14 protein-coding genes are annotated in these 14619 nt (G+C 68.1%); 9 read left to right on the plus strand and 5 right to left on the minus strand.

The annotated features are described in order from the left end of the window. Nucleotides 1–53: 53 nt before the first annotated feature. Nucleotides 54–2063, minus strand: coding sequence for a right-handed parallel beta-helix repeat-containing protein (locus tag FB475_RS23705; RefSeq protein WP_141858765.1), 2010 nt, complete (start codon nt 2061–2063; stop codon nt 54–56). Nucleotides 2064–2163: 100 nt separating this feature from the next. Continuing rightward, entirely contained in the window at nt 2164–2910 is a 747-nt protein-coding gene (locus FB475_RS23710; protein WP_202878478.1) for a FadR/GntR family transcriptional regulator, read from the minus strand. A gap of 137 nt (nt 2911–3047) precedes the next feature. Between FB475_RS23710 and FB475_RS23715 the strand changes: the two genes are divergently transcribed. From FB475_RS23715 to FB475_RS23755, 9 genes are read left to right on the plus strand one after another with little or no spacing between them, the layout of a single operon-like run. Beyond that, complete coding sequence (locus FB475_RS23715; RefSeq protein ID WP_202878479.1) at nt 3048–4367, plus strand: ABC transporter substrate-binding protein; 1320 nt, start codon at nt 3048–3050, stop codon at nt 4365–4367. Between the two features lie 20 nt (nt 4368–4387). Beyond that, entirely contained in the window at nt 4388–5296 is a 909-nt protein-coding gene (locus FB475_RS23720; protein ID WP_141858766.1) for a carbohydrate ABC transporter permease, read from the plus strand. 3 nt (nt 5297–5299) lie between these two features. After that, nucleotides 5300–6127 carry a carbohydrate ABC transporter permease gene (locus FB475_RS23725; protein WP_141858767.1) on the plus strand — a complete coding sequence of 276 codons (828 nt, stop codon included), beginning with the start codon at nt 5300–5302 and terminating at the stop codon, nt 6125–6127. Nucleotides 6128–6133: 6 nt separating this feature from the next. Continuing rightward, the gene (locus tag FB475_RS23730) at nt 6134–7297 is read left to right on the plus strand and encodes a mandelate racemase/muconate lactonizing enzyme family protein (protein WP_141858768.1); all 1164 of its coding nucleotides are present in this window, start codon (nt 6134–6136) and stop codon (nt 7295–7297) included. Beyond that, a complete protein-coding gene (locus FB475_RS23735) occupies nt 7294–8028 on the plus strand; it encodes an SDR family NAD(P)-dependent oxidoreductase (RefSeq protein ID WP_141858769.1) in 735 nt (244 codons plus the stop codon). The genes FB475_RS23730 and FB475_RS23735 overlap by 4 nt, the downstream gene beginning before the upstream one ends. Further along, nucleotides 8025–9155: an aldose 1-epimerase family protein gene (locus FB475_RS23740; protein ID WP_202878480.1), complete on the plus strand. Its 1131-nt coding sequence runs from the start codon at nt 8025–8027 to the stop codon at nt 9153–9155. The genes FB475_RS23735 and FB475_RS23740 overlap by 4 nt, the downstream gene beginning before the upstream one ends. Then, on the plus strand, nt 9152–10417 hold the full coding sequence (locus tag FB475_RS23745; RefSeq protein WP_141858770.1) for a CaiB/BaiF CoA transferase family protein: 1266 nt from the start codon (nt 9152–9154) through the stop codon (nt 10415–10417). The genes FB475_RS23740 and FB475_RS23745 overlap by 4 nt, the downstream gene beginning before the upstream one ends. Further along, nucleotides 10417–11484: a carbohydrate ABC transporter substrate-binding protein gene (locus tag FB475_RS23750; RefSeq protein ID WP_141858771.1), complete on the plus strand. Its 1068-nt coding sequence runs from the start codon at nt 10417–10419 to the stop codon at nt 11482–11484. Before FB475_RS23745 ends, FB475_RS23750 begins: the two co-directional genes overlap by 1 nt. Next, on the plus strand, nt 11481–12248 hold the full coding sequence (locus FB475_RS23755) for an enoyl-CoA hydratase/isomerase family protein (protein WP_141858772.1): 768 nt from the start codon (nt 11481–11483) through the stop codon (nt 12246–12248). The genes FB475_RS23750 and FB475_RS23755 overlap by 4 nt, the downstream gene beginning before the upstream one ends. Here the strand turns inward: FB475_RS23755 and FB475_RS23760 are convergent. The 3 genes from FB475_RS23760 to FB475_RS23770 are packed head-to-tail and all read right to left on the minus strand — an operon-like array spanning nt 12245 to nt 14564. Next, nucleotides 12245–12922, minus strand: a complete 678-nt coding sequence (locus tag FB475_RS23760; protein ID WP_141858773.1) for a FadR/GntR family transcriptional regulator — start codon at nt 12920–12922, stop codon at nt 12245–12247. The genes FB475_RS23755 and FB475_RS23760 overlap by 4 nt on opposite strands. A gap of 32 nt (nt 12923–12954) precedes the next feature. Further along, nucleotides 12955–13707 carry an SDR family NAD(P)-dependent oxidoreductase gene (locus tag FB475_RS23765; RefSeq protein ID WP_141858774.1) on the minus strand — a complete coding sequence of 251 codons (753 nt, stop codon included), beginning with the start codon at nt 13705–13707 and terminating at the stop codon, nt 12955–12957. Further along, complete coding sequence (locus FB475_RS23770; protein ID WP_141858775.1) at nt 13704–14564, minus strand: fumarylacetoacetate hydrolase family protein; 861 nt, start codon at nt 14562–14564, stop codon at nt 13704–13706. Before FB475_RS23770 ends, FB475_RS23765 begins: the two co-directional genes overlap by 4 nt. Nucleotides 14565–14619: the final 55 nt, after the last annotated feature.

The following is a 14619-nucleotide window of genomic DNA, read 5'->3' on the forward strand; positions in this document are numbered from 1 at the left end:
AGAACGCCCTGACCGGACCCGTCCGGCCAGGGCGTTCTGCTGTCTGGGTCGGGTCAGTTGCGGGCGCCTGCCTCGGTCATGACGCGTGCGGCGCCGGGCGGGACGTTGCCGTCGGTGATCTGGGTGTTACCGATCAGCTGGTTGTTGTAGCCGGGGCCTTCGGGGTTGCGGGCCGAGCCGATGTCCCACCAGTTGCCGGTGATCAGGTTGTCCTTGGTGTTGAAGGTGTCCGGGTTGCCGGCGTCGGAGTTGACGTAGACCCAGCTGCTGCTGCCCAGGAAGACGTTGTCGCGCAGCACTACGTACCGCGTGCCCTGGTCGATCAGCGCGCCGAACGTGGTCTGACTGTCGTAGACGTAGTTGCGCTCGATCACGGTGCCCGGGCTCGCGGACAGCGTGTAGATGCTGCCGCCGTCGTGCATCGACTGCTTGGTGTCGTGGATCAGGTTGTACGCGACGTAGTTCTCGCGGAACGTCGTCGGCGTCCGGTAGATCGGCTGGTAGTTGTACAGCCCGGCCTTCAGGTAGTACTGGTTGCCGCCCGGGTCGTTGATACCCCATCCCCAGCCGATGTCGACGCCGTCGTACGGCAGATCGGTGAGCGTGTTGTGGGTGATCGTCGCGCGGGTGACGTACGTCGACAGGATGCCGGCGTTGTCCCGGTAGTTCTTCGAGACGCCGGCAATCGTGTTGCCGGCGATCCGCATGTCGTGGTTGGTCATCCGCGGGTCCCGCGGGTGGTGCGCGTCCGGCTGGACGCCGCCGACGACGATCGCCGACGCGGCGCTGTCGGTGAAGCTGTTGCCCAGGACATCGATCTCGGCGGCGCCGTACCCGATCCGGGAGGCGTGTGCGTTCGGGTCCATGCCGAGTCCGAGCCCGACCGACCCGAGCTGCTCGAAGCTGTTACCGGCGAAGCTCACGTGCTCGGCCGCGGAAACCTGCACCGCAGCGGGAATCTGGTGCCACTCGTTGCGCGTCTTCTCGAACTCGGGGCAGCCGTTCTGGCACTTGGTCAGGAAGTCGGCCGGCTTCGCGTACTCCCCGACGACATGCGCTCCGCTCTGCTGATCGACGTATCCTTGCGGCCCGCTCGGGAAGTTCCAGGTGGTGTGCGCGAACGTCAGGTTGCTGAAGGCAAGGTTCTCGACCGGTCGGTCGTAGCTCCCGCTGACCTGGATCAGCGATTCCAGCCGCGGCAGGCGTACGTCGGTGGACGCCATCGACTGCCCGTCGGCGGGACGGTAGAACAGCTTGCCCTTGGCAGAGTCGAGGTACCACTGGTTCGGACCGGAGATCAGTTCGTAGGCGTTGTTCAGGTAGATCGCACCGCGGGCGTAGGGCGACTTGAGCGTGTCGTAGCCGAAGTTGTTGTTGTCCCAGGCCGGCTGCTCCATCACCAGGGTGTTGCCGTCGACGGACTGGACCGGGGAGTACCGGTCGGTGAACGAGCCGAGCTCCTCGATCTCGAGCTCACCGGGGTTCGAGAGGCCGGCGATGCGCGCGGCCAGGGCCGGATCGTCGACGGTGAGACCGCGCTGGCTGAAGACCAGGTTGCCGCGGGTCTTCTTGGACTCGGCGAGCAGCATTTGCGTCCGCTGGGCGAGCTTGCCGTCGACGTAGAGCTGGCGTGATTGGGTGCCGGCCGGCACGTCTGCCGACCAGATGTTCTTGGCCGGATCCGTCAGCGTCCAGTTGGTGATCTTCGAGCCGCCGGAGAGTACGGCGTGTTGGCCGGGGACGCTCTGCCAGCTGACGGTGTGGCCGTTGCGGCCGCCGTCGCGGGCGCCGAACTGGAGCGGGGCGGTCAGCTCGTAGGTGCCGCCGGCCAGCAGGACGCGGACGTCGGTGGTCGCGGTGCGGGCGCGGACGAGGGCCTGGGCGGCGTCGAGGGTACGAACGACCTGGTCGGCGTCGAGATTCTTCGGCTTCTTGCCGTCCGGGACGACCAGGATGACGTCGGTCGACGGCGGGGCAGCGAAGCTCGGGGAGGACAGGGCGGCGGCGCCGAGGGCAAGCGCGCCTGCACCGGCGATCAAGCGGAGGGGACGAGGGCGGGTCATCGGAGACTCCTCTGTCGTCTGTTGTCTGACATCTGACAGCAGCAACGTAGAAGTCCATGACGTACGGCGTCAAGGTTTCGCGACCGGAACCCGCAACCCGTCAGGTCGGTGGTAGCGGGCGGCGGCGTTGCCAGGCGGAGCGGATGTGGTTGGTCATCGCTTCGGCGGCGCCGGCCGCGTCGCGGGCGAGGATGTAGTCCAGTACGACCCGGTGTTCGGAGTTCGTCGTACGGACGTCGTCCACGCTCGGGTGGCCCTGGTAGCGCATGCTGGTCCGGGCCTGGCTGTGTACGGTGCTGACGATCGAGCGGGCCAGCCGGTTGCCGGACGCGGCCATGATCCGGTCGTGGAACTCCACGTCGATCCCGATGAACACCTCGGGCCGGGACGTGTCCGCCTCGAGCCGGTGGAAGATCGCCTCGATCTCCGCGCGGTCCTCGTCGGTCGCGTGCTCGGCGGCGAGGCCGGCCAGGTTGGATTCCAGGGCGATCCGGACACCGACGAGTTCGTCCAGGATGCTCAGGTTCGCGTCGTTGCGGACCGCGGCGGCGAGCACGTCGGAATCCAGCAGGTTCCAGTGGGTGTCGTCCTTCACCACCGCGCCGACGCCGCGGCGGACCTCGACCAGTCCCTTGGCCTCGAGGAGCTTGACCGCCTCGCGCACGGTGATCCGGCTGACCTGGAACTGCTCGGACAGCGCCGATTCGGGTGGCAGCGCGGCGTGCGGCGGGATCGAGCCGGAGACCACCCCGTCGACGATCGACTCCACGACGAGGTCGGCCAAGCGCGCCGGCCGGCGTGCCGCCGCAGCCGGTGCCAACCGCACGGTTGCCTGTACGGGGTCCACGCTTGCCTCCCGAGTCGATGCGTACACGGATTGTCGCCCATCCGTCAGCAGTCAACAAACTCTTGACAACAGACAACAGACAACTAACATCATGCCACAGTGTGAAGCCACTACGAACTCGACAGAAGGAGGGCGCCATGATGCCGAGCGCCTCGAGCCCCACCATCCGGGGGATCAAGTCCCGGCGCGGCTGGATCGCCGCCGCCCTCGTTCCGGCGCTGGCACTCGTGTCCGCCGCCTGTGGTGCGGCCGCGCCGCAGACCCAGGCCGGTGGCGGCGCGAGTTCGGGCAGCAACAAGCTGGTCGTCTGGGACTGGCACTCCGGGGACGCGACCACCAAGGACTACTACGCGGAGGCGAGGTCCGACTTCGAGGCCAAGCATCCGGGCGTCCAGGTCGAGTTCGTCGCGCAGCCCTACGACCAGTACTACACACTGCTCGGTACGGCGATCCAGGCCGGCAAGGGCCCGGATATCTCGATGTTCAACGGCGGCGCCCAGTTGCGGGACCGGGTCTCGGCCCTGCTGCCGCTGGACGACAAGGTCGGCGATCTGAAGGACCGGCTGGTCGGCTGGGACGCTTTCAAGCAGGCAAGCACGACGTACGCCGTCCCCGTCACGCTGCAAGGCTTCCCGTTCTACTACAACAAGGCCGTCTACAAGAAGGCCGGCCTGGACCCGGAGAAGCCGCCGAAGACGCTCGCCGAGCTGCAGACCGACTGTGCCGCGATCAAGAAGTCCGGCAACGCCTGCTTCAACCTCGGCAACAAGGAGGGCCTCGGCATCGAGTTCTTCCTGTCCGGCTTCGCTCCCGGCGTCTTCAGCCCCGCGCAGTACGACGCGTGGCTGGCGGGCAAGCGCGACTGGAAGTCGCCCGAGGTCCGGCAGATCTTCCAGCTGTGGAAGCAGACCAACGACGACGGCTGGTACAACAAGGGCGTCAACTCGACCGCCATGTTCAACGACCAGTTCACGATGTTCTCCGGCGGCAAGGGCGGCAACGTGATCGGGCTGATCTCCGACACCGCGCACTGGAAGTCGTTCGACGAGTTCCTCGGCCCGGACCTCGGCGTCTACCAGGCACCGATCGCGAACCCGGGCACGGTGAAGTCGACGTTCCTGCCGGCCGAGGGTGGCATCGGGTACGGCGTGATGAAGTGGACGAAGGACCCGGATCTCGCGGTCGACCTGGTGAAGAGCCTGTCGAGTACGGATGCGGAGAAGCTGTTCTTCGAGAAGGCCGGCGCGATCGCGGCGGACAAGACGATCGACACCAAGTCCGTCGACGTACCGGCGGCCGGCCAGATCGTGTCCTGGCTGCCGGACAGCAAGCCGCTGCTGCACACCGCGCTGTCCGCGAAGACGCTCGACCTGATGCACCGGCTGTCGCAGCAGCTGATCAGCGGTGACGTGACCGTCGACCAGGTGCTCACCCAGTTGGCGGCGTCGGACAAGTGACCGCGTCCGGAGAACAGAGCGTGCCGATTCCGGCGGCCCGTCGTACGACGGCAACCCGCCGGTGGCGCTGGAACGAGCACAAGCTGGCGGCGCTGGTACTGGTGACGCCGGCGCTGCTGATCATCGTCGGGTTGCGGATCGTGCCGCTCGTCCTCGGTGCGCAGTACTCGCTCACCGGGGACGGCGACCGCAACGGCTTGTTTGTTGGACTCGCCAACTACCGGACGCTGGCTGCGGACCCGGTCTTCCGGACCGCGATCAAGAACGTCGGGCTGTTGTTCCTGGCGCTGCCGATCGCGGTCGCCGTACCTGGCCTGCTGGCAACCTTCTTGTTCCTGAAGGTGCCCGGTCATCGGTTCTACCGCAGCGTGTACTTCTTCCCCGTCGTGCTGTCGCCGGTGATCATCGGCGCGATCTTCAACATCCTGCTGTCCTTCGACGGACCGCTGAACCAGTTGCTCGGGAAGGCCGGGATCCCGCCGGTCGACTGGCTGGGGAACTCGCACATCGCGATCCTGTCGGTGATCGGCGTGCACATCTGGGCGACGTTCGGGATGGCGCTGGTGATCTTCATGGCCGGGTTCTCCACGCTCGACCAGTCGCTGCTCGACGCCGCTCGCTGCGACGGCGCGACACTCCCGCAGACCGTGCTGCACGTGGTGATCCCGGAGCTGAGCCGGACGATCCAGTTCGTCTTCGTCACCACGATGATCGGGATGCTGACCGGGATGTTCGGCCTGGTGTACGTGATGACCGCCGGCGGCCCGGGCGGTGCGACGTACCTGCCGGAGTTCTACATCTGGGTCACGCAGGGTCAGCTGAACAGTCCCGCGCTGGCGTCGGCAGCGTCGATGGTGCTGTTCGTGCTGATGCTGGTGGTCGGGTTCGCGCAGATCCGGCTGATCAAGCGCGCCACCAAGGAGGTCTGAGCGATGCGCGAGCGCGGAATCGGCCGCTGGATCGTCGCGATCCCGATGTGCCTCCTGGCACTGGCCACGATCTATCCGATGCTGTTCACGCTGAACGTCGCGATGAAGTCGCGGCGCGAGTACGTGCTGAACCGGTTCTCCCTGGCCGATCACCTGACCGCCGCGAACATCGCCGACGCCTGGAACACCACCGGGCTCGGCCGGTACACGTTCAACTCGGTCCTGGTGACCGCAGGATCGGTCGCGCTGTTGCTGCTGCTCGGCTCGATGGCGGGGTACGCGTTCAGCCAATTGACGTTCCGCGGCCGCAAGTGGCTCTTCCTGGTCTGTCTGGGCGCGTTGATGATCCCGTTCCAGGTGATCATGGTGCCGTTCTTCCGGGTGCTCGGCCAGATCCACCTGCTCGACACGTACCTCGGGTTGATCCTCGCCTACACCGGCCAGTTCCTGCCGTTCACGATCTTCCTGATGACGAGCTTCTACTCCCGGATCCCCGCGGAGATCGTCGAGGCCGCACGGGTCGACGGCAGTACGACGCTCGGCGTGTACCGGCGGATCATGCTGCCGCTCGGGCGGCCGGCGCTGCTCTCGGTCGGCATTCTGAACGCCCTGTTCTGCTGGAACGATGTGCTGATCTCGCTGCTCGTCATGCAGTCCGAGCAGCACCGCACGCTGATGGTCGGCGTCACCGCGTTGCGCGGCCAGTATTCCGACAACATCCCGCTGTTCGCCGGTGGAGTGCTCGTCGCGGCGCTGCCCGTGATCGCAATCTACCTGTTCTTCCAGCGCCAGATCACCGACGGCGTCACCGCCGGCTCGACCAAGGGATAGCCAGCCATGCGCATCACGGGATACCGCACGCTGACCACGGTGCACGACTGGGGCAGACCTATTGGTGATGCCAACGGTGCGGTCGGATCCGGCCGGACCTCGGTACCGATCGTCGTGCTCAGCACCGATACCGGCCTGGAAGGGATCGGACTCGGATCGCACGAGGGCGTGGACACGCTGTTCCCCGCCCTGGACGGACAGGATCCGCGCGCGGTCGTCGCGCTGTACGACCGGATGCTCGCGTGGGTGTTCAAGCGCGGTCATGCCGGCGCCGTTTTCGGTGCGATCGGCGCGCTCGACATGGCGTTGTGGGACCTCAAGGCGAAGGCGGCCGAACAGCCGTTGTGGCGGCTGCTCGGCGCCCGCGATCACGTCCTGCCGGCGTACGCGTCGGGCCTGGACGGACCACTGACCGATGCGGAACTGATTGCTCTGCACAAGCAGTTCGCGGGACGCGGTCTGCAGGCCGCCAAGCTCAAGGGTGGGCTCGACGTCGCGGCGGATCTGCGCCGGCTCGATCTGCTCGGCGAGCTCTACCGGAACGAGACCGGGGACACGCCCGCGCTGATGCTCGACGCGAACGAGTCGTGGTCGCGCAAGGAGGCGGTCCGGCACATCCGCCGGATCGAGGAGCACGTCGACCTGGCCTGGGTCGAGGAGCCGGTCCGGCGCTGGGACGTCGATGGGCTCGGGATGGTCACCCGATCGGTGAAGGCCGCGGTCGCGACCGGTGAGAACCTCACCGGGCTCGAACAGTTCCGCCCGTTGCTGACCGCCAATGCGGTGGACGTCGTACAGACCGGCAGCGTTTGGGGGATCACGCACTTCCTGCGGGTGTCCGCGCTGGCGCACGCGTTCGACCTGCCGGTCAGCCCGGTCGGCTACGACGCCAACCCGCTCGCGCACGCCGCTGCCGTCGTACCGAACCATCTGTCGATCGAGATCCAGGACCTCGCGACGCCGGTCGGGATCACCGCGGACCAAGAGCTCGCCGACGGCCACCTCGTGCTCGGGGAGTCGGCCGGTCTCGGGTACACACTCGACGAGGACGCGATCGCGCGGCTCGGCGCGTCCGCCGGCTGGGGCGAGGACGCCGGACCGCACGTCCGGCCGGACCGGGCCGGCCGTCGCCTGGTCGGCAAGCCGGCGATCCGATCGGAGACGCGATGACCTCGGCGGTGGTGACCGGGGCCGGGGGCTCGCTCGGCCGGGCGATCGCGCTCCGGCTGGCCGCCGACGGGTTCGGCGTCGCGCTGCTCGATCTGCCCGGCGACGGGCTGGACGAGTCCGCGGCCGCGCTGAAGTCACAGGGCGGGCGGTACGCCGTACTCGCGATCGACCTGCGCGACGCATCGGCGATCGTCCGGACCATCGCGGAGGCCGAGTCGCTGGGGCCGCTCGAGGTACTGGTGAACAACGCCGCGATCTACCCGGCGACGGCGTTCCTCGACATCGCGCTCGCGGAGTACGACGACGTCGTCGCGGTGAACCAGCGCGCGTACTTCGTCGCGGCCCAGGCTGCCGCCCGCTCGATGCGCGCGCGAGGCGCCGGTTCGATCGTCAACGTCGCGTCGATCACCTGGCACGGCGGCTGGGACAAGCTGGCGAGCTACGTCAGCACGAAGGGCGCGGCCGTCTCGTTGACCCGTGCGCTCGCCCGGGAGCTAGGGCCACACGGTATCCGCGTGAACGCGGTCTCGCCGGGCGCGTTCCCCACAAAGGCGGAGACGATCCACGAGGATCCGGCGGCGTACAACGCGTTTGTCCTCGAGCACCAGTCGCTGAAGCGCCGCGGTGCGCCGTCCGAGATCGCCTCGGTGGTCTCGTTCCTGGTAGGCCCCGACGCGTCGTTCGTCACGGGTCAGACCATCAACGTCGACGGAGGGTGGGTGATGGAGTGAACGTCTTCGGGGACGAGCTGTCCATGGCGGCGTTGCGGGAACGGACCGGAGACCTGGCGAGTGTCGCCGGCGTCCGTGAAGTTGTCTTGGGCAACGGTGTCGAGCGGGGTGTGCGGGCAGTGCAACTGCGGACGGCGGCAGGGCTCGAGGTCGAGGTGCTGGTGGACCGGGCGCTGGATCTGGGTGTCGCGCGGTATCGCGGAGTACCGTTCGGGTGGCGCTCGGGGAACGGTTTCCGGCATCCCGGGCTGCACGAGCACAATGACGAGGGCGGTCTGTCCTGGCTGCGGGCGCTCGACGGGTTGCTCGTGTCCGGCGGACTCGATCACACGTTGTTCGGCGGCGAGGTCGCTGCCGAACAGTACGGTTATCCGCCGAAGCAGACCGTGTCGCACGGTCTGCACGGACGGCTCACGGCGATCCCTGGCCGGCTTCTTGAGGCGGGCGAGGTCTGGGACGGCGACCGGTGCACGTTGCGGGTGCGTGGCGAGGTTGTCCAGGCGGCGTCTTTCGGTGAGCATCTGCGGCTGACGCGGACGATCGAGCTCGACGTCGACGGTCGCGAGCTCCGGCTGTACGACGTCGTCGACAACCTCGGATTCGAGCGTACGCCGCACATGTTCCTGTACCACCTGAACTTCGGCTGGCCGGTGGTTGACGCGGGCACCGAGTTCGTCGCCCCGATCGCGGAAACCGTCTGGCGGAGCGATTCCGTGGCCGAACAGGGCGTCTCGTACCGCGTCCAGCCCGACCCGAAGCCCGGGTTCGTGGAGCAGGTGCACGAGCACCGCCTGGTCGCCGACGCGGAGGGGCGGCACCGGGTCGCGTTGATCCGCGGTGACAGCACGTTCGGGGTCGAGGTGACATGGGACGCGGCCACGATGCCATGCTTCTTCGAGTGGCAGAACCTTCGCAGCGGCCAGTACGCCGTTGGTCTCGAACCGTCGACGCACCACGTCAGCGGTGACGCAGCCGCTCGCTCGGACGGGACGATGACGTGGCTCGAGCACGGCGAGTCCCGTGCGTACCGCACGACTATCCGGATCCTCGACGGAGCCGAGACCACGACCGCGACCCGGGATGCCATCCGCCGGGTCGCCGGCCAGCCCGAAGGGAACGACGCATGAGGATCCTGGACGGTTACCGGGTGCTGGACTGCTCGATCGCGATGGCCGGACCGTTCGCCGCACAACGGCTGGGCGATCTCGGCGCCGATGTCGTCAAGGTCGAGCCGGTGACCGGCGAGTGGCAGCGCCACGCCGCCGCCGGTGGTGCGCAGGGCAACGCGATCAACGTGTCGTTCCTCTCGCTGAACCGCAACAAGCGCTCGCTCGCTGTCGATCTCAAGGCGGCCGACGGCAAGCGGGTGCTGATGCGCCTGGTCGAGACCGCGGACGTGTTCCTGCAGAACTACCGCCCCGGCGTCGCGGAACGGCTCGGTGTCGACTACGCGACGCTGTCCGCGATCAACCCGCACCTGGTCTACGTCTCGATGTCCGGGTACGGCGAGGACGGGCCGCACCGGAATCTGCCCGGTCAGGATTTGTTGCTGCAGGCAAGATCCGGGGCGATGCTGTCGACCGGGCGGCACGGTGAACCGCCGCAGCCCGCGGGGCAGTACCTGGTCGACGCTGTGACCGCGTCGACGGCGTTCGAAGCGGTGCTCGCGGCGCTGCTGCATCGCGAGCGGACCGGCCAGGGACAGCTGGTGAAGGTGAACATGCTGGATGCGATCACCACCCTGCAGATGCAAGAGCTGTCGGTGTTCACGGCGGGTGGGGTGCCGCAGCAGCGCGGTTCGGAGCCACACGCCCACGTCTACATCAGAGCGCCGTACGGGACGTTCAAGACCGCGGACGGGTTCCTGGCGCTGGCGATGCCGGATCTTCCGACGCTCGGGAAGGTGATCGGCGAGGAGACGTTCCTGAGCATGGATTCCGAGGTTGACGGCTGGACCCATCGCGACAGGATCTTCCGGCGGACCGCGGAGCGGTTGCTGTCGCGGACGACGGACGAGTGGCTGACGGCGTTGACCGACGCCGGGATCTGGTGCGGGCCGGTGTACGACTACCAGCAGCTCGTCGACGATCCGCAGATCCGGCACAACGGGACGTTCGTCGAGTACGACCATCCGACTGAGGGCCGGGTGAAGACGCCGGGCTTCCCGTACAGCTTCGAGAAGACACCCGCGACGATCGAACGCGGCGCGCCGCTCGTGGGAGAGCACACCCGCGAGGTGATGTCCGAGGCCGGCTTCACCGCCGACGAGGTCGCAAGTCTGCTCGCCGACGGAGTCGTCACGGAAACCCGCCGGCCGCCCGGCGACGCCGCCGCGGACGCTAGTACTGATGCGCATCCCGGGGACGATCTGACCGGCGCGGTGTGGTGATGGCGTCGTACCTGGGGCTCACCTGGGATCATCCGCGCGGGCGGGATCCGTTGATCGCCGCGGCCAAGGCCGGTGGGATCGACCTCAGTTGGGACGTGCAGCCGTTGAGTGGTTTCGAGTCCACGCCGATCGCGGCGCTCGCCGAACAGTACGACCTGATCGTGATCGACCACCCGCACCTCGGTGACGCGATGCCGTACCTGCGACCGGTCGACGAGCTGCTGTCCGGCGAGTTCGTCGGACCGAGCGTCGCGTCGTACCGGATGGACGGCCGACTGTGGGCGCTACCGCTCGACGCCGCCACGCAGGTCGCCGCCACCCGTGTAGACCTGGCCGGTCGGCCACCACAACTGTGGTCCGAGGTGATCGCACTGTCGCATGTCGCGCCGGTGACGCTGTCGCTGGCGGGGCCGCACGCGCTGCTCACGTACCTGTCGATCTGCGTCGCGCTGGGCGAGGAGCCGGATGTGTTCACGCCGACGGCGACCGGTCGCCGAGCCCTCGACGTGATGACGGATCTGACCTCCCGCGCCCCGCGTCATTGCGTGGAGCTCGATCCGATCGGGCTGCTCGACGAGATGGTCTCGGACGACACCGTGGCGCATTGCCCGCTCGTCTACGGCTACGTGAACTATGCGTCCGTAACCCTGGACCGCCGCGTGACGTTCACCGATGCGCCGTCGGAATGGCTGGGCTCCCGGCCGGGTTCGACGATCGGTGGCACCGGCCTGGCGATCACTAACCGCTGCGACGTCACGCCGGACCTCCGGGCCCATCTCCAGTGGTTGCTGTCAGCAACTGCACAGGAATCCTTCATCCCTTCGCACTCCGGACAGCCTGCGGGGTTGAGTGCTTGGAGGTCGGACCAGGTCAACCGTCCGGTCGCGGACTTCTACCGGAACACGCTGGCGACGATCAGCTCGGCGTGGGTTCGGCCGCGCCGCCCCGGGTACATCGGTTTCCAATCCGCGGCGAGCGCAGTCATCCGGGACGTCGTCCACGGGGTCGTCTCGGCGAGCGCCGGTCTCGATCGGGTCGCGGCCTTGTGGAAGGGGATCGCCTCATGAGTGACGAAGTACTGTTCGAGCGGCGGGAACACGTCGCGATCATCACCCTCAACCGGCCGGCCAAGCTCAATGCGGTGACGGCCGAGATGTCCGACACGCTCGTGGAGCTGGCTCGCGAGTGCAACGAGTCCGACGACGTACGAGCCGTCGTCCTCACCGGCACCGGGCGGGCGTTCAGCGCCGGGTCGGACATTCGGGAGCTCGACAAGTACCCGACTCCGTGGGCGTTTCGCAACCGGGCCGATTACTGCGATTCGCTGAAGGTGCTGCGGAAACCGGTGGTTGCCGCGGTCAACGGCTTCGCGCTCGGTGGCGGACTCGAGACCGCACTGATCTGCGACATCCGGATCGCCTCCACGGCAGCGAGTTTCGCGGCCGCGGAGGTGAAACTCGGCTGGATCGGCGGCGGTGGGATGTCCGCGCTGCTGACCCACAACATCGGTCCGGGCAACGCCGCGCTGATGCTGATGACCGGCGACCCGATCGACGCGCAGCGCGCCTTGAGCTGGGGTCTGGTCAGCGAAGTGGTGGAGCCGGAGGCCTTGTTGCCGTCTGCGCTCAAGCTCGCCACCACGATCGCCTCCCGCGCGCCGATCGGCGTCGAGACCGCGAAGGCGAACGTGGCGGCGGCCCTGAACATGCCGCTCGAGCAGGCAGTGGCCTACGAACGCGACGTCCAGACGATCTGCTTCGCGACCCAGGACGCAACCGAAGGACGAGCGGCGTTCGCCGAGAAACGCGAGCCCCGGTTCAGCCGCGCCTAGGGCACGAGGTTGCGGCGGATCCAGTTTTCGACGCCGGCGACGTGGGACAGGGAGAGCGCGGCGGCGATGCTGGGCTGGCGGTCGCGGATCGCGAGGGCGATCGCGCGGTGTTCGCGCTGCGTCTGGTCGAAGGCGTTCTCCTGGGTGACGGCGCGCCAGCTCCGAGCCTGGTGGGTGCGGCCGGCGACGCTGTCGACGAAGGAGCAGAGCACCTTGTTGTTCGCCGCCGCCGCGATCCGGTGGTGGAACTCGAGGTCGTTGGCCACCAGTTCGGCGATCGAGCTGTCCGGGCCGACGGTTTCGAGCAGTTCCAGAAGCTCTGCCGCGTCCTCCGAGCTCATCAGCAGGGCGGCCTTCTCGGCGGCCATCGGTTCGAGTGCACGGCGTACCTCGAACAGGTCGAGGATGCTGGAGTCCTGGTGGAAGTCGATGATGAAGCTCATCGTCTCCAGCAGCAGATCGGGCGTCAGGCTGGTCACGTACGTACCGTCACCGCGCCGTACGTCGAGGATGCGCAGCATGGACAAGACGCTGACCGCCTCCCGCAGCGGGCTGCGGGAGATGCCGAGCTGCTCCGCGAGGTCCGCCTCGCGGGGCAGTTTGTCGCCCGGCTTGAGGCGGCCGTCGAGGATCATCGACTTGATCTTCTCGATCGCCACATCGGTCAGCGCCATCCAGCACCTCGCAGTCGTTGTGGACGAAGCCGTCAGTCTTTGGGACGAAGCCGTAGCGTAGCCATCCCGCCGTCGACGGCGAGCGCCGTACCCGCGGTGGAGCCCGACGACGGCCCGGCCAGGTAGACGATGGCGAGCGCGACCTCTTCCGCGGAGACCAGCCGGCCGTGCGGCTGGCGCGCGTCGAGCGCGGCCCGCTCCGCCTCCGGGTCCGGAGCGGCGTCGAGCAGGCGCTGTACCCACGGCGTCGCGGCCGTACCGGGGTTGACGCAGTTGACCCGGATGCCCTCGCGGAGGTGGTCCGCGGCCATCGCGAGCGTCAGCGACTGCACCGCGCCCTTGGTGGTCGAGTACAACGCCCGCTGCGGGATGCCGGTGGTCGCGGCGACCGACGCGACGTTCACGATCGCGGCGGCCGGCGACTCACGCAGGTACGGAAGCGTGGCGCGGCTGACGCGGACCGCGCCCATCACGTTGACGTCGAACACCTTGTGCCACTGGTCGTCCGGGTTGTCCTCGACCGTTCCCTGTGCGCCGATGCCGGCGTTGTTGACTACCACGTCGATCCGTCCGAAGGCCTCCACAACCTGGCCAACCGCCGTACGGACGCTCTCGTCGTCGGTCACGTCGGCCTTGATCCCGAGCGTGCCCTCCGGGGCGCCGGACGGGTCGAGGTCGAACGCCGCCACCCGCGCACCGCGGGTCGTCAGTTCGCGGGCGGTGGCCGCTCCGATGCCGGAGCCGCCGCCGGTGACGATCGCGACCAGACCACTGAATTCGCTCATCGGCCCGCCTCGTAAGCCTGGTACTCCTGGCGCTGGCGGCCGAGGCCGTCGATCTCGACCTCGACGACATCACCGGGCCGCAGGTACGGGAAGCGGCCGGACAGCGCGACGCCTTCCGGCGTACCGGTCATGATCAGGTCGCCCGGGTCGAGCACCATGTACTGGCTCAGGTGGTGGATCACCGTCGCCACGTCGAAGATCTGGTCGGCGGTGTTCGAGTTCTGCCGCGGCTCGCCGTTCACGAAGCTGCGCAGACCGAGCTTCTGGTGCTCCACCTCGTCCGGCGTCACCAGCCACGGCCCGACCGGGCTGAAGCCGGCAGCGATCTTGCCCTTGCTCCACTGGCCACCGGACTGCTCGATCTGGAACGCGCGCTCGGACAGGTCATTGGCCACCACGAACCCGGCCACGTGATCGAGGCTTTCCGCCGGCGAGTCGAGGTACGACGCGCGCTTGCCGATCACCACGCCGAGCTCGACTTCCCAGTCGGTCTTCACGCTGCCGCGCGGGATCGTGACCGGGTCGTTCGGACCGGCCAGCGTGTTCGGGGCCTTGAAGAAGACCACGGGCGTCGACGGTGGCTCGGCGCCGGACTCGGCCGCGTGCGCGGCGTAGTTCATGCCGATGCAGACGATCGCGCCCGGCCGGGCGAGCGGTGGACCGATCCGCAGGCCGTCGGCGTCCTCGACGAGCGGCAGCTCACCCGCGGCGAGCGCGGCCGCCACGCGGGCCGGGCCGTCGGACTCCCAGAACCGGGCGTCGAGGTCGGCGGTGATGCCGGTGAGACTGCGGGCTCCTTCATCGGTCAGGACGACCGGCACCTCCGCGCCGGCGGGACCCAGGCGGGCGAACTTCATCAATGCTCCTAGATCTGATCTTTGGTCGAGGATCTCGCGGAATTCTTCCGAGTCT

It is taken from the genome of Kribbella jejuensis, from assembly GCF_006715085.1.
GTDB lineage: Bacteria > Actinomycetota > Actinomycetes > Propionibacteriales > Kribbellaceae > Kribbella > Kribbella jejuensis.